A 22,561-nucleotide genomic window follows, 5' to 3' on the forward strand; every position below is an offset into this window, starting at 1 on the left:
GAGGGGGCTTACGTTTGCCTTATTCCACCGGCTTTTCCGGGTCATAGACCACGTAGAACTTTTGGTAGCCGGCTGAATCCCACCGGCCGAGCCAGCCCTTGGGGATCGACACTGCATCCCCGGCCTTCACCTCCAGCACGGTGCCATCGGCCGAGGTGAGGGTGACGCCGCCCGACAGGAAGACCATGAATTCGTTCACTGGATAGCCTGCGCCGGTGAAGCTGCCGTGGTTCGGGCCGGCAACGGCATAGGCGCCGCTCATGAACTTCTTGTCGGCCGAATGCAGCTGCGGCAGGTCTGATACGGCCGCGCCGCCTTCGTTGCTGTGGTGTGCGGCGCTGCTGGCGAGGGCGGCGGTGACCGCGCTGCTCGCCAGTTTGGCCGGCTTGGTGATGCTGGCGGCGCCGGTATCAGCAAGGGCGGCGGTGGCGGGCAGGGCCAGCGCCAGGCCAAGGCCCAGGGCAAAATGCCGCGCAGAGCGGATGTGGACGCGCATCGGACGGTCTCCTGTTGCAAAGTGCTGCGATCACAATTGCGGCTGGATGTCAGGGCGTCAACTGCATGTGAGGCCGGAAATGTTGTCAATTTCCGGGTGTCGGTGCATCTGGTGCACCGCTCGATTGGTGATATCATGCGATCGCACCAGCAATAAGGATGTCTGTGCCCGATCCGTTGCCTTCCGCAGACCTGAATTCCGGCGACTTCCTGTCGGGCAAGGCGATCCCGCCGTTCGCCGCGCTGCGCGCGTTCGAGGTGGTGGGCCGCGTCGGCGGGGTGCGCCGCGCTGCTGCGCTGCTGCGGCTCGATCATACGGTGGTCAGCCGCCATCTCAAGGCGCTGGAGGAATGGCTGGGGGTGATGCTGGTCGATCGTCAGGGGGGCCGCGTGACCTTGACCGAGGCTGGGCAGGCCTATCACGCGCGGGTTTCGGCCGCGATGCTCGATGTGGTGTCGGCCACGCGCGAGATCATGGCCCAGGGCCAGATCCACGACCTGCGGCTGTGGTGCGTGCCGGGCTTTGCCACGCAGTGGCTGTCTGCCCAGATTGCCGCGTTCGAGCAGACCGGGCCGGGTTTCCAGGTGGAACTGCGCCCCACCGACCGGCCGGCCAACCTGATCCAGTTCGAAGCCGATGTGGATATCCGCTACTACGGCGATGGCTGGCTGCCGCAGCCGGGCGGGCCGGGGCTGCACACGCTGGTGCTGGCACGGCCGCCGCTGCTGGTCGTGGCGAGCCCGGGCGTGGCACGGGCGATGGTGGGGATCGGCGGGGTGGACGATCTCTTGGCCGCGCCGCTGTTGCATGAGGAGCACCACGAGCAATGGCGGTTCTGGCTGCGTGGCAATGGGCTGGACCTGGGGCGCCAGCCGCTGCCCGGCGCGCTGCTGTGGCATGCGCACCTGGCACTGGCCGCGGCGCGGGCGGGACGCGGGCTGGCCCTGGCCAATCGCTATCTGGTGGCTGATGACCTGGCCAGTGGCGCGCTGGTGGAACTGGCGGTGCCGGGCGCGCAGGCCGTGGCGATCGGGTCTTATTGCATGGTGACGCGCGCCGATCGCGCCAACAATCCGGCCATCGCACAATTGCGCCGCTTCCTGCGCCAGCAGGTGGAGTGAGCCCATGTGTGGTGCGCCCCATGCACCACCGGCGATCGCTTTTCCCCCTCCCGCGCCGGCGCGCCATTTTCGAAAGGTAACCTGAAAAAGATTCACGGCATCGCCGTTTGCAGGAGCTTTCATGGCCAGCCAGACCCAGCCGCCCGCAGCGACCCCAGCGTCGATCGATTTCGCCAGCATGGATGGCGTCGATCTCGATCATTTCTGGATGCCGTTCACCAACAACCGGTTCTTCAAGCAGAACCCGCGCCTGTTCGTGGCGGCGAGCGACATGCACTATACCACCGCCGATGGACGCCAGGTGCTCGATGCCACGGCGGGGCTATGGTGCGTGAACGCCGGGCACGGGCGCGCGGCGATTACCGATGCCGTGACCCGGGCGGCGCAGACGCTCGATTTCGCGCCGACGTTCCAGTTGGGCCATCCCCTGGCGTTCCGCCTGGCCAGCGACGTGGCGCGGATCATGCCGGCGGGGATGGACCGCGTGTTCTTCACCAATTCGGGTTCGGAAAGCGCCGATACCGCGCTCAAGATGGCGCTGGCCTATCACCATGCGCGCGGCGATCACACGCGATTTCGCCTGATCGGGCGGCAGCGCGGCTATCATGGCACCAATTTCGGCGGGCTTTCGGTGGGCGGCATCGGCGGCAACCGGCGCCGCTTTGTCAGCCAGGTGTGGGGGGTGGATCACCTGTCGCACACCCATGGCCAGGCCGTGCGGTTTTGCCGGGGCATGCAGCCGGGCAATGGTGCCCTAGCCGAGGAGCTGGAAGAACTGGTGGCGCTGCATGGGCCTGAAACGATCGCGGCGGTGATCGTGGAGCCGGTGGCGGGCTCCACCGGGGTCTTGGTGCCGCCGCAGGGCTATCTCCAGGCGCTGCGCGATATCACCCGCAAGCACGGCATCCTGCTGATCTTTGACGAGGTAATCACTGGCTTTGGTCGCCTGGGCAAAGCCACGGCGGCGGAATACTTTGGCGTGACGCCCGATATCATCACCACGGCCAAGGGGCTGACCAACGGCACCGTGCCGATGGGGGCAGTGATCGCCAGCCGCGAGGTGCACGATACCGTGGTCAACGGCAGCCCCGAGGGCATCGAGTTCTATCACGGCTATACCTATTCCGGCCATCCCGTGGCGGCAGCGGCCGGGCTGGCGACGCTGGGGCTCTATCGCGAGGAAGGGCTGTTCGAGAATGCCGCCGCGCTGGCTGCGCATTGGGAAGCGGCGGCGCACGCGCTGGCTGATTGCCCGCATGTGATCGACGTGCGCAATCTGGGGCTGGTGGCCGGGATCGAACTGGCCCCGCGCGATGGGACAGTGGGCGCGCGGGCGATGGAGGCGTTCCACCGCGCGTTCGATGCCGGGCTGCTGATCCGCGTGACCGGCGATATCATCGCGCTGTCTCCGCCCTTGATGATCAGCGCCGCGCAGATCGACACGATCTTTGGCATGCTGCGCGAGATTCTTGTCGACCTGGCGTGATCGGCCATGGCGCGTGACCGGCTTCCCCCGCTCAAGTCCCTGGAAGGGTTCGAGGCTGCGGCGCGGCTGGGCAGCTTTGCCGCGGCGGCGCAAGAACTGGGGCTGACGCAATCGGCGATCAGCCACCAGGTGCGCAACCTGGAAGAGGCGCTGGGTCATGCCCTGTTCCGCCGCGTCTATCGCCAGGTGGTCCTGACCGATGCCGGCCGCGATTTTCACCGCACGGTGCGCGACATGCTCAAGGTGCTGCGCGGCGGGGTGAGCCGGCTGGCGCCTTATCGCAAGGCCAATTCGGTGATCGTCTATGCCGATGCCGGGTTTGCCGGGTGCTGGCTACAGCCGCGCCTGCCGCGCCTGATGGCGGATCTGCCGGGGATGGACCTGTGGCTCGACAGCCGCGGTCTGGCGGTGGATTTCGAGACGACCGAACTCGATATCTTCCTGACCGACGCGCCCGATGGCGGCGATACGGGCCTGCCCAGTGAAACGCTGCTGGGGCTGGACTATGCCGTCTATGCCGCGCCGGCGCTGGCCGGGGCGGCGGCTGGGTTTCTCGAAGGGCGGGGCACCGTGCCGCTGCTGCACGATGAAGGGCCGGTGGATTGGGCGGCATGGTATGCCCACTTCGGCTTGGCGATGCCGGGCGGCGACGCGCTCATCGCCGGGCCGACGTTTACCGCCGTGCCCGCCCTGCTGGGCGCGGCGGCCGATGGCCTGGGCCTGGCACTGGCGGCGCAGGGTTATGCCGCGCCATGGGTGGCGCGTGGCGAGCTGGTGCCCGTGGGTGACCGCATCTGGCTGGGTGCGGCGCACCTGACCATGGTGGTGCGGGCCAAGGGGCGGGGCGACGCGCATGTCCATGCGCTCGCTGATTGGCTGCGCGCGGCTGCCGCGTCAGGCCAGCCAATCGACCGGTGAGGCGGCCACGGCCTCTGCCATCCAGGCGCGGAAGCGGGCGATCGGTTGGGCGTCCCACATGTCAGCCCGCGCGGTGAAGTAATAGGCGCCTGGCGCGCAGGGGGAAAAGGCCGGATTGCCCGCGCCCAGTTCCACCAGGCGCCCGCTGCGCAGGTGCTCTGCCGCCAGGAAGCCATTGGTGATCGCCACCCCCTGGCCATCGGCGGCCGCAGCCAGAGTCATGTGCGCCTGCCACAACCGGGCGGCCAGTGGCGGCTGGGCTTCTTCCAGGCCTTGCGCGGCAAACCAGGCGCGCCATTCGGCGTCGGAATCCTCGTGCAGCAGGGGCAGGGCCAGGAGAGCGCGCGGGGTGGCGACGCGGGCGCCGGCCAGCCAGGGCGCATCGGCCCGCGCCACCGGAAACAGGCGTGGCCGCACGATCGCCTGGCGTGTGAGGTTGCGTGGGGTGGCCAGCGCCGGTGCCGTATCGAGATACCAGCGGATATCGCCCTGCGCCTCGCGCCGGACAAGGTCGGGCGGGCTGTCACTGGGGCGCAGATCTAGGGCCATGCCGGGGTAGCGGCGGCCAAAGCCGGGCAGGTTGGGGGTGAGCCAGAGATAGGCCAGGCCCGCCACCGACCACACATCGAGCCGCCCACCCGCCGCGCCGCCGCGCATCTGGCTGGTGGCGGTGCACAGCTGGTCGAACGCCGGGCCAATCAGCGCGTGATAGCTTTCCCCCGCCGGGGTCAGCCCGCCGCCGTGGCGATCGACCAGCATGACCCCCAGCCAGTCTTCCAACGCGCGCAGATGGCGGCTGACGATGGCATGGCTGACGCCCAGCGCAGCGGCGGTGCGGCGCACCCCACCATGGCGGCCAAACGCCTCGAACGCACGCAGCGCGGCAAAGGGCGGCAGGTGTGGACGATCTGGCATGGCAATGGTAACCTCTGGTCACCATCCGGGTAGCATTAGTGGGCTTTTGCGCGCAAGCCGATGGTGCGACAAGCATGGGCATCTGTTTCTCTTGCCCGGAGTGTGCCGCCATGGCCGATAACGCGTCTCTTCTTGCCCGCCGTGAACAGGCCGTGCCGCGCGGCGTGGCATCGTCCACCGCGGTGTTTGCCGATCGCGCGGACAATGCTGAATTGTGGGACGTGGAAGGGCGCCGCTTCGTCGATTTTGCCGGTGGCATTGCCGTGCTCAATACCGGGCACCGGCACCCCAAGGTCATGGCCGCAGTGCAGGCGCAACTGGAACGCTTTACCCACACCGCGTTCCAGGTCTGCCCTTATGAAAGCTATGTCGCGCTGGCGGAAAAATTGAACGCTGCCGCCCCATTTTCTGGCCCGGCCAAGACCCTGTTGCTCACCACCGGGGCAGAGGCCACGGAAAACGCGGTAAAAGTGGCGCGCGCGGCAACGGGGCGGTCGGCGGTGATCGCCTTTACCGGCGGTTTTCATGGCCGCACGCTGCTCGCCAGTGCGATGACCGGCAAGACCACGCCCTACAAGCGCCGCTTTGGCCCGATGCCGGGCGAGGTGTTCCATGCGCCGTTCCCCACCGGCCTCAATGGCAACACGGTGGAGCGCACGCTGGAGGCGATCCAGTACCTGTTTGCCGCCGATGTGGAGCCCGAGCGCGTGGCGGCCTTCATCGTCGAGCCAGTGCAGGGCGAAGGTGGCTTTCACGTGGCGCCGCCCGCGTTCCTGGAGGCGCTGCGCGCCCTTGCTGACCAGCACGGCATCCTGCTGATCGCCGATGAAGTACAGGCCGGGTTCGCCCGCACCGGCAAGATGTTCGGCATCGAAAATTCCGGGGTGGAACCCGATCTGGTCTGCGTGGCCAAGTCGCTCGCCGGCGGTTTTCCGCTCGCCGGGCTGATCGGCCGGGCTCCGCTCATGGATGCGCTCGATCCTGGCGGTCTGGGCGGCACCTATGGCGGATCGCCGATCGGCTGCGCCGCTGCGCTGGCCGTGCTGGAAGTGATCGAGGAAGACGGCCTCTGCGCCCGCGCCGCCGCGATTGGCCAGCGCATGCGCACGCGGGTGGAAGGCTTTGCCGCCGCCGGCCTGCCGGTGGCCAATATTCGCGGGCTCGGCGCGATGTTCGGCTTTGACGTGACCAATGCCGCCGGGGAAACCGATGGCGCCCTGGCCAAGGCGGTGACCGTTGCTGCGCTGGAACGCGGGCTGATCCTGCTGTCGTGCGGCACCAAGGGCGAAACCATTCGCGTGCTTGTACCGTTGACCGCTTCGGACGAACTGATCGACGAAGGGCTCGATCTGGTGGAACAGGCCCTGGCGACAGTGGCCGGCAAGGTGATGGCATGAGTGATATTGTGGAAGTGACCCGCCCCGCGCTCAAGCGCCCCGGCCTGTGGCGCGAACAGGCGTTCGTGGCGGGGCAATGGCGCGGCGCGGCGGCGACCATCGCGGTGGACAATCCCGCCACCGGCGCGGTGATCGGCCACGTGCCCGATCTGGGCGCGGCCGAAACGCGCGAGGCGGTGGACGCTGCGCAGGCCGCGTTCGGGCCGTGGAAGGCCAAGACCGCCAAGGAGCGTGGCGCCGTGCTCAAGCGCTGGGCCGCGCTGATGCTGGAGCATGCCGACGATCTGGCCACGATCATGACCGCCGAACAGGGCAAGCCCCTGGCCGAGGCCAAGGGCGAAGTGGGCTATGCCGCATCGTTCCTGGAATGGTTTGGCGAAGAGGCGCGGCGCGTGCGTGGCGAGGTGATCGCCCCGCACCAGGCCGATCGACGCCTGGTTGTCACCCGCCAGCCGGTGGGCGTGGTCGGCGCGGTCACGCCGTGGAATTTTCCGCTGGCGATGATCACGCGTAAGGCCGGCCCGGCGCTGGCCGTGGGCTGCCCGATCGTGATCAAGCCTTCGGAACTCACGCCGTTTTCGGCCCTGGCGCTGGCGGCGCTGGCGCAGGAAGCGGGGCTGCCCGATGGTCTGCTCAGCGTGATCACCGGGCACGCCAAGCCAATCGGCGAAGTGCTGACCGGCGATTCGCGCGTGGCCAAGTTCACGTTCACCGGATCGACCGCCGTGGGCAAGCTGCTGGCCGCGCAGTGCGCCGGCACGGTCAAGCGGGTGAGCCTGGAACTGGGCGGCAATGCGCCGTTCATCGTGTTCGAGGATGCCGATCTCGATGCGGCGGTCGAAGGGGCGCTGGCTTCCAAGTTCCGCAATACCGGGCAAACCTGCGTGTGCGCCAATCGCCTGCTGGTGCATGATGCCGTGCACGATGCCTTTGCGCAAAAGCTGGCCGCGCGCGTGGCTGCCTATCGTGTCGGGCCGGGCCTTGACGGGCCGACCGACCAGGGGCCGCTGATCGACGATCGCGCCGTGGCCAAGATCACCGCGCATGTCGCCGATGCCGTGGCCAAGGGCGGCAAGATCCTGACCGGGGGCAAGCCGGCCGAGGCGATCGGCGCGCGCTTTTTCGAACCGACGGTGATTGCCGATGTGCCGGCCGATGCTCTGCTCAACCGTGAGGAAACCTTTGGCCCGCTGGCGGGCCTGATCCGCTTTTCGAGCGAGCAGGAAGCCGTTGCCTTGGCCAACGACACCCGCGCCGGCCTGGCGGCCTATGCTTATACCGCCGATGCCGCGCGGCAATGGCGCCTGACCGAATCGCTGGAATACGGCATGGTGGGCATCAACACTGGGCTGATCTCTACCGAGGTGGCGCCGTTCGGTGGTGTAAAGGAATCGGGCCTGGGTCGCGAAGGTTCGCACCTTGGCGCGGATGACTATCTCGATGTGAAGCTGGCCTGCATCGCGGTGCCGGCGCTATAAATTGCGCAGATCGCCGGATGGTCGGGAAGAAATCCCGATATCCGGCGAGTTCGCGCCAAAAATAGGGAAAAATAGCCCAGCGTTTTCCCATATCATCCTACTGGGATCGTAATCGATCGCTTTGGGAGATCACGCATGCTTGTCGGCACCGTCAAGGAAATCAAGAACCACGAATATCGCGTCGGGCTGACCCCCGAAAGTGCGCATGAACTGGTGGCGCATGGGCACACCGTACTGGTGGAAACCGGTGCCGGCGCCGGCATTGGCGCTGCCGACGAAGCCTATGTGGCGGCCGGCGCGCAGATCGTGGGCACCGCGGCCGAAGTCTTTGCCCGCGCCGACATGGTGGTGAAGGTCAAGGAACCGCAGGCGGTGGAACGCGCCATGCTGCGCGAAGGCCAGATCCTCTATACCTATCTGCACCTTGCGCCCGATCCCGAACAGACCGCAGACCTGGTGAAGTCGGGCGCGGTGTGCATCGCCTATGAAACCGTGACCGACGCAACCGGTGGCCTGCCGCTGCTCAAGCCGATGAGCCAGGTGGCCGGGCGCATGGCGATCCAGGCCGGCGCCACCGCCCTGGAAAAGGCCCATGGCGGGCGCGGCGTGCTGCTGGGCGGCGTGCCCGGCGTGCTGCCGGCCAAGGTGGCGGTGATCGGTGGCGGCGTGGTCGGCTTCAATGCCGCGCAGATGGCGGCAGGCCTGGGTGCCGATGTCACGATCATCGATCGCAGCCCCGAAGTGCTGGAACGCCTGGCCACCCATTTCGAAAGCCGTGCCAAGACGCTCTATGCCGGCAAGGCCAACATCGCCGCCGCCGTGGCCGAGGCTGACCTGGTGATCGGCGCGGTGCTGGTGCCCGGCGCCGCTGCGCCCAAGCTGGTCACGCGCGAGATGCTGTCCACGATGAAGCCCGGCGCCGTGCTGGTGGACGTGGCGATCGACCAGGGTGGCTGCTTCGAAACCAGCCATGCCACGACCCATGCCGAGCCGACCTATGTGGTCGATGGCGTGGTGCACTATTGCGTGGCCAACATGCCGGGCGGCGTGGCGCGCACCAGCACCTATGCGCTCAACAACGTGACCCTGCCCCATGCCCTGGCCATTGCCAACCTGGGCTGGAAGGCCGCGCTGGCGCGCAACGTGCACCTCGCCAATGGCCTGAACGTGGCGTTTGGCAAGGTGACCTATGAAGCGGTGGCCAACGACCTGGGCTATGCCTATACCCCGGCGGCCGACCTGATCGGCTGACGCCAAGCCCACCTGGAGATGCGATGATCCACACCGACCATGCCGCGCTGCGGGCCGCCCATGCTGGGGGCACCGGGCTGTGCACGGTGGTGGGGATCGATGGCAGCTTTTCGCGCCGGGTGGGCGCGCAGATGGCGACCCAAGGAGTCGAGCAAGGAGCCGGCGCGGATGCATCCGTGGCCGGCTCTTTGGCCGATGTCTGCCTGGAACGGCAACTGGTCGGAGACCTGGCGCAGATGGCGCCGGGCGTGGTGCCGGCGCTGCAACGCTATGGCCGGGGTTCGCCGATCATCGATTTTCGCCTGCCCTGTGGCGGCGGGCTCGACATCCTGCTCGATCCCGCGCCCGATCGCGCCGCGCTGGCGCAGGTAGTGCAGGCACTAGACGCGCGCCAGCCGGCCAGCCTGCCGCTGCCCGTGCCGGGCGATGCGCCGCCGCACCTGCTGCGTGCGCGGCCCTACATTCCCGCGCTCTCGCTGGTCTTGCTGGGCGAGGGCGCGGAGCTGACCGCGACGGCGGCGCTGGCCCGCACGATGGGCATCGCGACACAGGTCTTTGCCAAGGAAGACACTGGCGCGCTGCGCCTGGGCGGGGTGCCGCAGGGCGCGCAGGCCGATGCCTGGACCGCCATCCTGCTGCTGTTCCACGATCACGAATGGGAACGCACGATTCTGCGCTGGGCGCTCGACACGCCCGCGTTCTACATCGGCGCGCAGGGCGGGATGCGCGCGCGGATGGCGCGGCTGGATGACCTGGCGCGCGACGGGGTGAATGAAACCCAGCTGGCGCGGGTGACCAGCCCGATCGGCCTGATCCCCCGCACGCGCGAGCCCGGCGTGCTGGCGCTGTCGGCGCTGGCGGAAATCCTGGGCGCTTACGAGGCGCTGCATCCGCTGGCGTAACGCGCCAGGCGGCGGCCCTGTTGCACACCTGCCCGATTGCCATATGATAGCGATAACAAGGGCGCCCGCCTTGGCGCACCAGAGGGGATTGAGGGCAAAGATGCTGACAAGACGGGCGTTTGCAGTTTCGCTGGCAGGAACGGGAGCATCGGTTCTGGCCGGCCGTGCCGGCGCCGCCAATTTTCGGGCCATCCCGCAAAGACCATCGGCGCGGGTGATCGTCGACAATGATTTTGCCGGCGATCCCGATGGCCTCGTCGCGCTGGCGCATCAGTTGCTGACGCCCAAGACCCGGACGGTGCTGATCACCAGCTCGGCGCTGAACCCCAAGCTTACCGATCCCGCCATTGCCGGCAAGACCGCTGCCGCCGGTAAGGATATTGCCGAAGAACTGATGCGCCAGGCTGGCCTCGCTGCGCCGCCGCCGGTCTATGCCGGGACCGAGGATCTGGGCAACAGCAAGGCACCCGCATCGAAGGCGGCGCTGGCGATCGTGGCAGAGGCAATGCGCGATGATCCCTTGCCGCTGTTCTTTACCTGTGGCGGGCCATTGACCAACCTTGCCGCGGCGCTGCGCATCGAACCGCGGATTGCCCAGCGGATGACGGTGGTGTGGATCGGCGGTGGCAGCTATCCCAATGGCAACTGGGAATACAATCTGGCAACCGATGTTGCGGCGGCGCAAGAGGTTGTTGAGCGCTCCGCCGTTCCCTTGTGGCAGATTCCACAGGCGGCCTATCGGCAGATGCAGGCCTCGGTGGCCGAACTGGGTGACCAACTCAGGCCGATCTCGCCGTTCGGGGCGTGGCTCTATGATCGATTTACCACGCCGCCTGCCTTTATCAACGTGGGGGGCAGTTGGCCGCTGGGAGACAGCCCTACGGTGTTGCTGACGGCGATCTCGCCCGAGAGCAGCACTTTTGTTGATCGGACTGCGCGCCGGATCAATGCCGATGGCACATACGGGGCAGAAATCGCGGGACGAACCGTGCGCGTCTATGAGACGCTCGATGCACGGCTGACGTTTGCGGATTTCTATGCCTTGATGCGGCAGCATGCGCAGGGGCACTGATGCCCCCACCGACGGCCTGCGGCCGCCACCTCCCCCGGTGGGGGAGGATCTGACGGTGTTATCCTCCCCCCTCGGGGGAGGTGGCAGCCCGTAGGGCTGGCGGAGGGGGAAGCAGCGCTTGTGCGCGTGCCAGGTCTTCGGGCGTATCGATGTCCAGTGCCTGCTCGGCCGTCAGCGCCAGCGCGGGCGCATCGCGCAACAAGGCGCCTGCGCCGCGATCTCCCGTCAGCGCCAGCAACGCGGGGAAGTGCTGCGCGCCGAGCAGGGCCGGCGGCAGCGGCTGGCGGTTACAACTGCTGGTCAGGCGATCGCCATCGAATGCGGCCAGCATCGCGGCAAAGTGTGCCGCCGGCACCAGTGGCATATCGGCGAGCGCGATCAGCACGGCGTCTGCCCCCGGCGCGGCGGCAATGCCTAGCGCAAGCGAGCGGGATTGCGGCGCCTGGGGCGGATCGAGTGCCACGCGGGTAAAGCCTGGCAGGGCTGGCACATCGGGCGCGGCGACGAGGATGCGTTGCGCCAGGGGCAGGGCGGCGGTGGCAGCGGCGACGTGTTCGATTACCGGTTTGCCGGCCAGCAGGGCCGCGAGCTTGCCCCCGCCGAAGCGGCTGGCGCGCCCGGCGGCGAGCAGGACCAGGGCGATGTTCCGGCTCATCGCGCGCGCCGGATGCGGCTTTCGCTGATCAGCGGGGCCGGGCGGTTGATGAATGTCTTGAGCGCAAAGCTGCTTTGCACATGGGCGACGCCCTCGATCTGCGTCAGCCGTTCGAGCAGTTCGCGGTAGTGATCAAGATCGCGCACCACGCAGCGCAGCAGGAAGTCTGACCCGCCCGACATCAGAAAGCCGCTCATGATTTCGGGCAGCTGCGCCACTTGCGCCTCGAACCGGTCGAGCGCCTCGCGCTGCTGGCGTTCCAGCGTGACCGAGACGAACACGCTCATCTTGCCGGCCAGCGCGCGTTCGTCGAGCCGGGCGAAATAGCCGGTGATCAGGCCGGCTGCCTCCAACTGGCGCACGCGGCGAATCGTGGGAGTGAGCGAGAGGCCGATTTCCTCGGCCAGGTCGCGCCAGCTCATCCGGCCATCGCGGGTGAGGCATTGCAGGATGCGGATATCCCAGGAGTCGAGTTCGGGCGGTGCGGTGGTTTCCGACATGCGAGCGTGAATGCACTACATTTTGCCAAGCCGGTAGTGCAAAGTGCACTCCTGTGCTTTTACCTGCCCCGCAATTGGCAACCCTTTCCAACCCTTTCGCGTTATGCTGCCAGGGAAACCGAAAGGCCTGGGAAAGGATAATCGTGGCAGAATTCGCCAACCAGCAGCCCCTTGCGCTGCATGTGCCCGAGCCCAAGGCGCGGCCCGGCGCCGAGCCGGACTGGAGCGGCCTCAACCTGCCGCCAGTGGGCGCGCAGCCCCGCCCGGACGAGGCCTGCGCCGCTGCCGATACCTGGCCCTTGTGCACCGACCTGATCCGCGTGCTCGATGAAAGCGGGCAGGCCTTGGGCCCGTGGAATCCGCGGCTCGATCCCGAAACCCTGCGCGCCATGCTGCGCAACATGGCGCTGACCCGCGCGTTCGACGAGCGCATGTTTCGCGGCCAGCGCCAGGGCAAGACCAGCTTCTACATGAAGTGCACCGGCGAAGAGGCGACCTCGGTGGCCCCGGCCATGGCTCTGGCGGCCGATGACATGGTGTTTCCCAGCTATCGCCAGCAGGGCATCCTGATCACGCGCGGCTATCCGCTGATCGAGATGATCAACCAGATCTACTCCAACAAGGCCGACAAGCTGAAAGGCCGCCAGCTGCCGATCATGTATTCGGCGCGTGACTATGGCTTTTTCACCATTTCGGGCAACCTGGCCACGCAGCTGCCGCAGGCGGTGGGCTGGGCCATGGCCAGCGCCATTTCGGCCGATACCCGTATTGCCGCTGCCTGGGTGGGCGAGGGATCGACCGCCGAGGGCGATTTCCATTCGGCGATGACCTTTGCCACCGTCTACAACGCGCCGGTGGTGCTCAACGTGGTCAACAACCAGTGGGCCATTTCCAGCTTTTCGGGCTTTGCCGGGGGCGAACGCCAGACCTTTGCCGCGCGCGCGATCGGCTATGGCGTGGCCGGGCTGCGCGTCGATGGCAACGATCCGCTGGCGGTCTATGCCGCCACGCGCTGGGCGGCCAACCGCGCCCGCAGCAATGCCGGGCCGACGCTGATCGAGCATTTCACCTATCGCGCCGAGGGGCATTCGACCTCTGACGATCCCTCGCAATACCGCAGCGCGCAGGAGCGGAGCACCTGGCCGCTGGGCGACCCGATCGTCCGGCTGAAGAACCACCTTATCGCGCTCGGCGAATGGGACGAGGATCGCCAGGCAGCGATGGACCAGGAACTGGCCGAGGCGGTGAAGGCCGCCACGCGCGCGGCCGAGGCCAACGGCGTGCTGGGCCACGGCCTGCACCATCCGTTCCACACGATGTTCGAAGACGTGTTCGAGACGCTGCCCTGGCACCTGCAGGAGCAGAGCGAGCAGGCCATGCGCGAGCGGCGGATCAAGTGGCCCGACTGGCGGCCCGAAGATGGAGACGATATGCCATGACGGACCAGGGAACGAGCCGTCGCATGACGATGATCGAGGCGATCAACGACGCCCTCGACGTGATGATGGAGCGCGACCCCGCCGTGGTGATCATGGGCGAGGACGTGGGCTATTTCGGTGGGGTGTTCCGCGCCACGGCGGGCCTGCAGAAGAAGTATGGCAAGACCCGCGTGTTCGATACCCCGATCAGCGAATGCGGGATTATCGGCGTGGCGGTGGGCATGGGCGCCTATGGCCTGCGCCCAGTGCCGGAAATCCAGTTTGCCGACTATATCTATCCGGGCCTGGATCAGCTGGTGTCGGAAGCGGCGCGGCTGCGCTATCGCTCGGCCGGGGAATTCATCGCGCCGCTGACGGTGCGCTCGCCGTTTGGTGGTGGCATCTTTGGCGGGCAGACCCACAGCCAGAGCCCGGAAGCACTGTTCACCCATGTCGCCGGCCTCAAGACGGTGATCCCGTCAAACCCGCACGATGCCAAGGGGCTGCTGATTGCCGCGATCGAAGACAACGATCCGGTGGTCTTCTTCGAGCCCAAGCGCATCTACAACGGGCCGTTCACCGGCGCCTATGACAAGCCGGTTGAACCGTGGAGCAAGCACCCCGACAGCGAGGTGCCCGAAGGCCATTACACCGTGCCGCTGGGCAAGGCGCGCGTGGTGCGCGAAGGCGAGGCGGTGACGGTGCTGGCCTATGGCACGATGGTCCACGTCGCGCATGCCGTATGCATCGACAAGGGCGTGGATGCCGAAGTGATCGACCTGCGCACGCTGGTGCCGCTGGATATCGCCACGATCCGCGAATCGGTGCGCAAGACCGGGCGCTGCATGATCGTGCATGAGGCGACCCGCACCGGCGGGTTTGGCGCAGAGCTTTCCGCCCTGGTGCAGGAGCATTGCTTCTACGAGCTGGAAGTGCCGATCGAGCGCGTGACCGGTTTCGACACGCCCTATCCGCACAGCCTGGAATGGGCCTATTTCCCGGGGGCCGTACGCATCGGCGAAGCCCTCGACCGTATCTGCAAGGATTGATCCCATGGCGCTTTACACCTTCCGCCTGCCCGACATCGGCGAAGGCATTGCCGAGGCCGAGATCGTTGCCTGGCACGTGCAACCCGGCGACACGGTGGGCGAGGACAGCCCGCTGGCCGACATGATGACCGACAAGGCCACCGTGGAAATGGAAAGCCCCGTGGCGGGCCGCGTGGTTTCGATCGCCGGCGAAGTGGGTGATCGCATTCCGATCGGCTCCATGCTGGTGGAGATCGAGGTGGCCGGCGAGGTTGGGGAAGCGCAGGGGGCTTCAACAGGCTCAGCCCGAACGGAACCTGAGCACGACGAACCCGCACCCGTTCGCCCTGAGCCTGTCGAAGGGCGCTTGCCGGACGTGGAGGTTGCGCAGGGGGCTTCGACAAGCTCAGCCCGAACGGAGGTGGTGCAAGAACAGCCTGCTGCCGTTCGCGCAGAACCTGCCGCCGGGCACCAGAGCGCCCGCGTGCTTGCCAGCCCGGCGGTGCGCCAGCGCGCCCGGGAATTGGGGATCGACCTGGCCCAGGTGCGCCCGTCGCAGGATGGGCGCCTGCGCCATGGCGATCTCGACCAGTTCCTCGCCTATAATCGCAGCTATGCCCCCAGCGCGGCGGCGCGGGCGGACGAGCAGGTCAAGGTGATCGGCCTGCGCCGCCGCATTGCCGAGAACATGGCCGCGTCCAAGCGCGCGATCCCGCATTTTTCCTATGTCGAGGAATGCGATGTCACCGCGCTGGAGGAACTGCGTGCGCAGCTCAATGCCGGCGGCCTTGATCGTCCGCGCCTGACCATGCTGCCGCTGTTGATCGTGGCGATCTGCCGCACGCTGCCGCAGTTTCCCATGCTCAACGCGCGCTATGACGATGAAGCCGGTGTGGTGACGCGTCACGGCGCGGTGCACCTGGGCATGGCGACGCAGACCCCGGCGGGCCTGATGGTGCCGGTGATCCGCAATGCCCAGGCGATGAACCCCTGGGCCCTGGCGCGGGAAATCGCCCGCCTGGCCGATGCCGCGCGCAACGGCACGGCCAAGCCGGACGAGCTTTCCGGCTCTACCTTCACTATCACCTCGCTCGGCCCGCTGGGCGGCGTGGCGACGACGCCGGTGATCAACCGGCCGGAAGTGGCGATCATTGGCCCCAACCGCATTGTCGAGCGGCCGATGTTCGTGCCCGATGGCCTCGGCGGCGAACGCATCGCCAAGCGCAAGCTGATGAACATCTCGATCAGTTGCGACCACCGCGTGGTCGATGGCTGGGATGCGGCCAGCTTTGTCCAGGCGGTGAAGAAGCTGATCGAAACGCCGGCGCTTATTTTGGCGTGATGCTTGGGGGAGCGCTCGAAGCGCTCCCCAGCTTTTCAAAAATCCGACGCGCGCGAGGCGGCGCGGGCCTTGGCGAACGAGTCGCGGCGGAACGCCTCGAACGCCACGCGCTGGTCGTGCCCGGCATCCTTGGGATAGTCGCGGTATTCGGCGATGATCTCGTCAAAGATCTCACGCATCTCTTCCTTGTGATCGGGGTGCGAGAAAATGTGCAGGCGGTTTTCGCGCATGGCGTCGAGCGTGCGCTGCGCGATCACGTCGGGCTCCATGCCGAATTCGTGGACGCCCGCCAGGCGCTCCACGGCTTCCTGGTTCACCGGCTTGGCGCCACCCTTCAGGCTGTCAGGGCGGATCGCGTCGCTGGCATAGATATAGCTTTTGACCAGGCCTGGGCACAGCACCGAAACGCCGATGCCATATTGCAGCAGCGAATAGTGCAGCGATTCCGACAGGCCGCGCACGGCGAACTTGGTGGTGTTGTAGATCCCCGGCGTGCCGGCGGCGAGGAAGGCCGCCATCGAGGCGGTGTTGGTAATGTGCCCGCCCTTTTGCGTGCCGGTCTTTACCCGTTCCACCATGCGCGGCACGAAAGTCATCACCCCGTTGATCACACCGTGGAGATTGACGCCGAGCAGCCAGTCCCAATCGTCATAGCTCGATTCCTCGATCGGCTGGAAAAGGTTGACCCCGGCGTTGTTGAACAACAGCGAGACCGGGCCGAATTCGGCTTCCACGCGGTCAGCCGCCTCGCGAAACGCTTCGCGGCTCGACACGTCGAGTTGGACGCCCATGACTTCGCGGTTGTCGAGGCTGGCCAGGGCCTGGTCGATCGAATCCTGGCGAATGTCGGCAATCGCCACTTTGCAGCCTTCGTTGAGCAACTGGCGGACGAGGCCGATGCCGACGCCGTTGGCGCCACCGGTGACGAAGGCCGTGCGGCCGGCAAAATCCTTCATGCGGTTACTCCCATCCGGGTGGCCTTGAGTGCGTTCTGCCGCTCGATCTCGGCGGTGATCGCCGGGTTGCGGAACAGCATGGCGAACGTCTGCTTGTATTCGGGGTTTTCCGGCAGGTGGGTCTGCACCGCGGCGGTGGTCGCCTCGCCGCGTTCCTTCACGCCCACCAGGAATTCGGAGTGGGTGAGGATATAGAGTTCATCGTTGAGGATGCCTTCGAGCACGCGCTGCCCGACCTGCTCCTTGGTCTGGTAGAGGTGCGAGAAATTGCCGCCGGCCTGGCGGCGCTTGTCGGCTTCGGCATAGCCGGTTTCCGCCAGCTCTGCCGGGCGGGTCTTGCCGGCTTCGGCAATGTTGGATTGCACCGCGCCGGGGCAGAACGCCGAACAGATCACCCCGCGCGATTCCAGTTCGGGGCGCATGCATTCCATCATCGAAGTGACGGCCGCCTTGCCCGAGGAATAGATCGTGGTCGCCGCCGCCGGCACGAGGGCCGACATCGAGGCGGTGTTGACGATATGGCCGCCTTCGCCATGGGACAGGATGCGCGGCAGCACGGTGACGATGCCGTTGATGGTGCCGCCCAGGTTCACGCCCATGACCCAGTCCCAATCGGCGAACGTGGCGAGGTCGGTTGGGCCGACCACGGCGACGCCGGCATTGTTGACCAGGATGTGGATCTTGCCAAAGCGCGCCTCGATCGCATCGGCCACCGCGGCATAGTTGGCGCGGTCGGTCACATCGAGCTTGAGGGCGAGGATGCGGTCGGTCGCCCCACCGGCCACGTCGGCCAGTTCGGCGCTACCCTGCGCCAGGTGATCGTCGCGAATATCGGCAATCGCCACGTTCATGCCCGCACCCAGCAGCGCCTTGGCGATTCCCAGGCCGATTCCGCTGGCCCCTCCGGTGACGAGTGCTGTTTTGCCCGGCAGATTCTGCATGGTTCCTCTCCGTTTTTGCAAGATAACGTTTGTTATGGTGGCGCGCGTTGATCGCAGCCCGTCATTTGTTTTTGTGCCTACCCTATTCACTACCTGAGAATTGTATGCAAGACTAACAATGATCCGGATGAAAATGGCCCGATTCCAAGAAAGGCCGGCCGGGAGAGGAGAGACGCGATGGCAGGTGCAATGGCACCGACGATCCCCGATGACGGGGTAGCCGCCCTTCAGGCAGAGGCAGCGTTCGACAGCGAATCGGCCGTGCCGACAACGCAGCCCTGGCCAGCGGCGGGCGCGGCGTGGTTCGCGCTGTTCGCCATCGTGCTGGCCACGTTCCTCAACTTCTTTGACCAGACCGTGTTTGGCATGCTGGCCCAGCGCATCAAGCAGGATTTCGCGTTGAGCGACGAGGCACTCGGGTTCCTGGGTGGGCCGGCCAGCGTGATTTTCTTCGTGGTGGTGGGCATCCCGCTGGCGCGGTTGGCCGATATCTATCCGCGCCGCCTGGTGCTGGCCGGCGGCATGCTGGCGACGGCCACGATCATGGCGCTGGGCGGCATGGCGCAAAGCTTTGGCCAGTTCGTGGGCAGCCGCATGTTCCTGGGCGCGGGCGGATCTGCCCATGCGCCGGCGTCCTATTCGCTGCTCGCCGATTTCTTCCCGCCCAAGAAGATCACGCGCGCCTTTGCCGTGCTGCAACTGGGTTTCATCGGCGGCACCACGGTGGGCGTGGCGCTGGGCGGCAAGTTGATCATGTGGCTGGCGGGCCGGCCCGATCCGGTACTGCTGGGCCTGCGCATCCATTCCTGGCAGCTGATCCTGCTGGGCGAGGCGGTGGCGGGCCTGCTGGCGGCCCTGCTGCTGCTGGCGATCCGTGAACCGGCACGACGCGGCCATCAACCGGCCGCGCGCCAGGGCGGCGTGGCGGCTGAAACCAGCCTGGGCCGGCGCGTTGTGGCGTTCACCGGATTGGACGCGGTGCGTGCCATCCATGCGCGTGGCCGCGTCTATTATCCGCTGTTCCTGGGGCTGGCGCTGGCCGCGATCGAAACCTTTGGCCTGGCGTTCTGGCGGGTGCCGTTCATGATCCGCACTTATGGCTGGGACGAGGGACGCATCGGCATGGTCATGGCGCCGATGCTGCTGGTCAGTTCGCTGCTGGGCATTTTCCTGGGCGGCGTTTTCGTGGAATGGATGGCCAAGCGGCACAAGGACGCCAACGTGCGCTGTGCCGCGATCCTGTTTGCGCTGGTCACGATCTGCGCGATTACCGCGCCGCTGATGCCGACCGGCGAGACCAGCCTGGCGGTCATGGCGCTGGGCGGGATGTTCGGCCTGGCCGGCGCCGTGCCGCAGAACGCGGCGATCCAGCGCATCGCACCCAACGAGATGCGCGGTCAGGTCACCGCGATCTATCTGTTCATGTTCACTTTCTTTGGGGCGATGGGCAGCTTTGTGGTGGGCGTGGTGGCGCAGCGCATCGTGGGGGTGGAAGCGCAGCTGTGGAAGGCGCTGGTGATCACCGCCGGCGCGCTGCTGCCGATCGCCACGGTGTCGATGATCCTGGCGATCCGGCCCTATCGGGAAGAAGTGGCGCGTCTGGAAGCGCAAGGGCGTTGACAGCCGCTTGCTGATCCGCAATTTGTTAGTGACACATACAAAATGGAGAGAGCGATGACGGGCGAAGCGGCAGGCGATCGTATTGCGCTGCTTGAACAAAAGCTGGCCCAGGTGGAAGCCCGCCTGACCGTGCGCGAGGACGAGCTGGACGTGCGCAAGCTCCAGCATCTCTATGGTTATCTGATCGACAAGTGCCTCTATAACGAAACGGTCGACCTGTTCACCGACGATGGCGAAGTGCGCTTTTTCGGCGGTGTGTGGAAAGGCAAGGAAGGCATTCGCCGCCTCTATGTCGAGCGGTTCCAGAAGCGCTTCACCTATGGCAACAACGGCCCGATCGATGGCTTCCTGCTCGATCACCCGCAGTTGCAGGATATCATCGATATCCAGCCCGATGGCGTCACCGCGCTGGCGCGCGCGCGCTCAATGATGCAGGCCGGGCGACACAAGGATTTCGAGGGCGACGCGCCGCACCTCAAGGCCCGGCAATGGTGGGAAGGCGGCATTTACGAAAACACCTACAAGAAGGTGGACGGCAAATGGCGCATGCATATCCTGAACTACATGCCGATCTGGCACGGTGATTTCGAAAAGGGCTGGGCGCACACGCCGCCCGAGTACGTGCCGTTCCCCAAGGTGACCTATCCCACCGATCCCAGCGGGCCGGATGAACTGCTCGAAGGCCACTGGCTGTGGCCCACGCACAAGATCACCCCGTTCCACATGAACCACCCGATCACCGGCAAGCCGATCGAGGCGCAGCGCCTGCAGCGCGACCTCGATCACGATGCCGCGATCGCTGCGAAGTAAGCCCCAGCCCATGACCACGACGACCTATCCCTCGCTTTGCATGATCATCAACGGCCAGCGCGTGAGCGGGGGTGGGCGGCGCACCCACGCCGTGGTCAACCCGGCGACGGGCGCGGTGCTGGGCGAACTGCCGCTGGCCGATGTCGCAGACCTTGACGCCGCCCTCGATGTGGCGGCGCAAGGCTTTGCGCTGTGGCGCAAGTCCACCCCGCAGCAGCGTGCCGCCGTGCTCAATGGCGCGGCCCGGCTGATGCTGGAGCGGCAGGAAGACCTGGCGCGGATCGCCACGCTGGAGCAGGGCAAGACCCTGCCCGAGGCGCGGATCGAGGTTCTGATGAACGTCGGGCTGTTCCAATTCTATGCCGGCGAGGTGCAGCGCATCTATGGCCGCGCGCTGGTGCGGCCCACCGGCATGCGCTCTACCGTCACGCACGAGCCGGTTGGCCCGGTGGCGGCCTTTGCGCCATGGAATTTCCCGCTCGGCAATCCCGGGCGCAAGCTGGGGGCACCGATCGCCGCAGGCTGTTCGGTGATCCTCAAGGCGGCCGAGGAAACCCCGGCCAGCGCGCTGGGCGTGCTGCAATGCCTGCTCGATGCCGGGTTGCCGCCGCAAGTGGCGCAGGCCGTGTTCGGCGTGCCCGACGAGGTCAGCCGGCATCTGCTCGGCAGCCCGGTGATCCGCAAGCTGTCGTTCACCGGATCGACCCAGGTGGGCCAGCACCTGGCCAAGCTGGCGGCCGACGACATGAAGCGCACGACGATGGAATTGGGCGGCCATGGCCCGGTGCTGGTCTTTGCCGATGCCGACCTTGATCGCGCGATCGAAACGGCGGTGGCGCACAAGTATCGCAACGCCGGGCAGGTCTGTGTCAGCCCGACGCGGTTCATCGTGGAAGAGCCGGTGTTCGAGGCTTTCCGCGATGGCTTTGCCGCCCGCGCGGCGCAGGTGCGCGTGGGCAACGGGCTGGAGGATGGCGTGCAGATGGGCCCGATGGCCAATCCGCGCCGGCCTGAGGCGATGGAGCGCCTGATCGGCGACGCCTTGGCGCGCGGCGCACGCCTGCACACCGGTGGTGAGCGGGTGGGCAATGCCGGGTTCTTCTTTGCGCCCAGCGTGCTGTCTGACATTCCCCTGGATGCCGCGATCATGAACGAGGAGCCGTTCGGGCCGGTGGCGCTGATCAACCGCTTTGCCGATGCCGATGCGATGATCGCCGAGGCCAATCGCCTGCCCTATGGCCTGGCAGCCTATGCCTGGTGCCAGGGCCATGCCACCCGCGCCCGCGTGGCGGCCGAGGTGGAAACCGGCATGCTGGGCATCAACACGACGATGATCGGCGGCGCCGATGCGCCATTTGGCGGGGTGAAATGGTCGGGCCACGGGCACGAGGATGGCCCCGAAGGCCTGATGGCGTGCCTGGTGACCAAGACCGTGCACGAAGCCTGATGCGCAACGTTATGGGCGGGCAACATTCGGGAAAAGCAAGCGGCATAGCGGGGCAGGCTTGTCTGCTGCCTGCCGGAGTGCCCGATGCGCCGAATGCTTTTTCCTGCCCTGGTCCTTGCCGCCACTCCCGCTCTGGCGGCGGAGGACGACGCGCAGGTGTGGCTGGCGCAGCAATCGTTCCTCAACCTCAACCAGGACCTCGTGCTGTTCACCGACGTGCAGCTGCGCCTGACCGACGATGCGCAGCGCGCCGGGCAAGCGATCGTGCGCGGGGCGCTTGGGGTCAAGCTCGACCGGTCGACCACAGTCTGGGGCGGCTATGGCTATATCCGCAGCGATCCGCTGGGCGGGCGGGTGAGCCACGAACACCGCGTGTTCGAGCAGGTGACCTGGCGCGCGTTTGGCGACGGGGCGGGCAATGGCACCACGCGCCCGACGCTGACCGGGCGCACCCGGCTGGAACAACGCCTGGTCGACGGGCAGGGCGGAACGGGTTGGCGCCTGCGCCAGCTGGTGCGGCTCGACGTGCCGCTGGGCAAGCCGGGCACGCCGCAGGCGGTGGTCTGGGCCGAACCGTTCGTGGGCCTCAACCGCACCGGCTGGGGCCAGAAATCGGGTTTCGACCAGCTGCGCGGCTTTGCCGGCGTGGCCTTGCCGGTGGGCCGCGGCATCAGCGTGGAGGCGGGCTATTCCGGCCAGTATGTCTCGCGCCCGGCGCGCGAGGATCGCATGAATCACATTGCCAGTCTGTCGCTCATGATCCGCAGGTGATCGCGCGCGGGCCGGCCCATAACCAGGAGAGGCCCGC

General features: G+C 66.9%; 21 protein-coding genes. 15 read left to right on the forward strand and 6 right to left on the reverse strand.

The genetic code is table 11. The annotated features are described in order from the left end of the window. Nucleotides 1-19: 19 nt before the first annotated feature. The gene (locus IP65_RS18875; RefSeq protein ID WP_054132660.1) at nucleotides 20-496 is read right to left on the reverse strand and encodes a cupin domain-containing protein; all 477 of its coding nucleotides are present in this window, start codon (nucleotides 494-496) and stop codon (nucleotides 20-22) included. Between the two features lie 164 nt (nucleotides 497-660). On the opposite strand from IP65_RS18875, the gene IP65_RS18880 reads away from it, so the two are divergent. The 3 genes from IP65_RS18880 to IP65_RS18890 all read left to right on the forward strand — a co-directional run bounded on the left by IP65_RS18880 (nucleotide 661) and on the right by IP65_RS18890 (nucleotide 4,021). After that, nucleotides 661-1,617 carry a LysR substrate-binding domain-containing protein gene (locus IP65_RS18880; RefSeq protein WP_054132678.1) on the forward strand — a complete coding sequence of 319 codons (957 nt, stop codon included), beginning with the start codon at nucleotides 661-663 and terminating at the stop codon, nucleotides 1,615-1,617. 121 nt (nucleotides 1,618-1,738) lie between these two features. Continuing rightward, nucleotides 1,739-3,103: an aminotransferase class III-fold pyridoxal phosphate-dependent enzyme gene (locus tag IP65_RS18885; RefSeq protein WP_022676891.1), complete on the forward strand. Its 1,365-nt coding sequence runs from the start codon at nucleotides 1,739-1,741 to the stop codon at nucleotides 3,101-3,103. 6 nt (nucleotides 3,104-3,109) lie between these two features. Then, a complete protein-coding gene (locus IP65_RS18890; protein ID WP_054132661.1) occupies nucleotides 3,110-4,021 on the forward strand; it encodes a LysR family transcriptional regulator in 912 nt (303 codons plus the stop codon). On the opposite strand, the gene IP65_RS18895 is transcribed toward IP65_RS18890, so the two are convergent. Continuing rightward, entirely contained in the window at nucleotides 3,998-4,936 is a 939-nt protein-coding gene (locus tag IP65_RS18895) for a LysR substrate-binding domain-containing protein (RefSeq protein ID WP_082350261.1), read from the reverse strand. The genes IP65_RS18890 and IP65_RS18895 overlap by 24 nt on opposite strands. A 110-nt stretch (nucleotides 4,937-5,046) precedes the next feature. On the opposite strand from IP65_RS18895, the gene gabT reads away from it, so the two are divergent. From gabT to IP65_RS18920, 5 genes are all read left to right on the forward strand, one after another. Beyond that, nucleotides 5,047-6,333: a 4-aminobutyrate--2-oxoglutarate transaminase gene (gabT, locus tag IP65_RS18900; protein ID WP_054132662.1), complete on the forward strand. Its 1,287-nt coding sequence runs from the start codon at nucleotides 5,047-5,049 to the stop codon at nucleotides 6,331-6,333. Further along, complete coding sequence (locus IP65_RS18905; protein WP_054132663.1) at nucleotides 6,330-7,811, forward strand: NAD-dependent succinate-semialdehyde dehydrogenase; 1,482 nt, start codon at nucleotides 6,330-6,332, stop codon at nucleotides 7,809-7,811. Before gabT ends, IP65_RS18905 begins: the two co-directional genes overlap by 4 nt. A 135-nt stretch (nucleotides 7,812-7,946) precedes the next feature. Beyond that, nucleotides 7,947-9,062 carry an alanine dehydrogenase gene (ald, locus tag IP65_RS18910; protein WP_054132664.1) on the forward strand — a complete coding sequence of 372 codons (1,116 nt, stop codon included), beginning with the start codon at nucleotides 7,947-7,949 and terminating at the stop codon, nucleotides 9,060-9,062. A 23-nt stretch (nucleotides 9,063-9,085) separates the two neighbouring features. Continuing rightward, nucleotides 9,086-9,964: an XdhC family protein gene (locus IP65_RS18915; protein WP_054132665.1), complete on the forward strand. Its 879-nt coding sequence runs from the start codon at nucleotides 9,086-9,088 to the stop codon at nucleotides 9,962-9,964. 100 nt (nucleotides 9,965-10,064) lie between these two features. After that, a complete protein-coding gene (locus IP65_RS18920; RefSeq protein ID WP_022676898.1) occupies nucleotides 10,065-11,036 on the forward strand; it encodes a nucleoside hydrolase in 972 nt (323 codons plus the stop codon). A gap of 58 nt (nucleotides 11,037-11,094) precedes the next feature. Here IP65_RS18920 and IP65_RS18925 read toward each other — a convergent pair whose 3' ends face one another. Then, nucleotides 11,095-11,691, reverse strand: a complete 597-nt coding sequence (locus IP65_RS18925) for an NTP transferase domain-containing protein (protein ID WP_054132666.1) — start codon at nucleotides 11,689-11,691, stop codon at nucleotides 11,095-11,097. Further along, entirely contained in the window at nucleotides 11,688-12,191 is a 504-nt protein-coding gene (locus IP65_RS18930) for an Lrp/AsnC family transcriptional regulator (protein ID WP_022676900.1), read from the reverse strand. The genes IP65_RS18925 and IP65_RS18930 overlap by 4 nt, the downstream gene beginning before the upstream one ends. 143 nt (nucleotides 12,192-12,334) lie before the next feature. Here IP65_RS18930 and IP65_RS18935 point away from each other — a divergent pair, with 143 nt between their 5' ends. From IP65_RS18935 to IP65_RS18945, 3 genes are read left to right on the forward strand one after another with little or no spacing between them, the layout of a single operon-like run. After that, nucleotides 12,335-13,630: a thiamine pyrophosphate-dependent enzyme gene (locus IP65_RS18935; RefSeq protein WP_231627797.1), complete on the forward strand. Its 1,296-nt coding sequence runs from the start codon at nucleotides 12,335-12,337 to the stop codon at nucleotides 13,628-13,630. Continuing rightward, nucleotides 13,627-14,658, forward strand: coding sequence for an alpha-ketoacid dehydrogenase subunit beta (locus IP65_RS18940; protein ID WP_231627798.1), 1,032 nt, complete (start codon nucleotides 13,627-13,629; stop codon nucleotides 14,656-14,658). The genes IP65_RS18935 and IP65_RS18940 overlap by 4 nt, the downstream gene beginning before the upstream one ends. 4 nt (nucleotides 14,659-14,662) lie before the next feature. Next, nucleotides 14,663-15,979: a dihydrolipoamide acetyltransferase family protein gene (locus tag IP65_RS18945; protein ID WP_054132668.1), complete on the forward strand. Its 1,317-nt coding sequence runs from the start codon at nucleotides 14,663-14,665 to the stop codon at nucleotides 15,977-15,979. Between the two features lie 35 nt (nucleotides 15,980-16,014). Here the strand turns inward: IP65_RS18945 and IP65_RS18950 are convergent, their stop codons facing one another. Both IP65_RS18950 and IP65_RS18955 read right to left on the reverse strand, forming a co-directional pair. Next, complete coding sequence (locus IP65_RS18950; protein ID WP_054132669.1) at nucleotides 16,015-16,935, reverse strand: SDR family NAD(P)-dependent oxidoreductase; 921 nt, start codon at nucleotides 16,933-16,935, stop codon at nucleotides 16,015-16,017. Continuing rightward, complete coding sequence (locus IP65_RS18955) at nucleotides 16,932-17,876, reverse strand: SDR family NAD(P)-dependent oxidoreductase (protein WP_054132670.1); 945 nt, start codon at nucleotides 17,874-17,876, stop codon at nucleotides 16,932-16,934. The genes IP65_RS18950 and IP65_RS18955 overlap by 4 nt, the downstream gene beginning before the upstream one ends. Before the next feature lie 177 nt (nucleotides 17,877-18,053). Here IP65_RS18955 and IP65_RS18960 point away from each other — a divergent pair, with 177 nt between their 5' ends. The 4 genes from IP65_RS18960 (at nucleotide 18,054) to IP65_RS18975 (ending at nucleotide 22,524) form a co-directional block, all read left to right on the forward strand. Next, complete coding sequence (locus tag IP65_RS18960; RefSeq protein ID WP_022676906.1) at nucleotides 18,054-19,496, forward strand: MFS transporter; 1,443 nt, start codon at nucleotides 18,054-18,056, stop codon at nucleotides 19,494-19,496. A gap of 54 nt (nucleotides 19,497-19,550) precedes the next feature. Next, complete coding sequence (locus tag IP65_RS18965) at nucleotides 19,551-20,306, forward strand: nuclear transport factor 2 family protein (RefSeq protein WP_022676907.1); 756 nt, start codon at nucleotides 19,551-19,553, stop codon at nucleotides 20,304-20,306. A gap of 10 nt (nucleotides 20,307-20,316) precedes the next feature. Then, on the forward strand, nucleotides 20,317-21,753 hold the full coding sequence (locus tag IP65_RS18970) for an NAD-dependent succinate-semialdehyde dehydrogenase (protein ID WP_022676908.1): 1,437 nt from the start codon (nucleotides 20,317-20,319) through the stop codon (nucleotides 21,751-21,753). A gap of 93 nt (nucleotides 21,754-21,846) precedes the next feature. Beyond that, the gene (locus IP65_RS18975) at nucleotides 21,847-22,524 is read left to right on the forward strand and encodes a DUF2490 domain-containing protein (protein WP_022676909.1); all 678 of its coding nucleotides are present in this window, start codon (nucleotides 21,847-21,849) and stop codon (nucleotides 22,522-22,524) included. The last annotated feature ends 37 nt before the right edge of the window (nucleotides 22,525-22,561 follow it).

Origin of the sequence: Novosphingobium sp. AAP1 (genome assembly GCF_001295765.1) — a bacterium.
Classification (GTDB): Bacteria; Pseudomonadota; Alphaproteobacteria; order Sphingomonadales; family Sphingomonadaceae; genus Novosphingobium; species Novosphingobium capsulatum.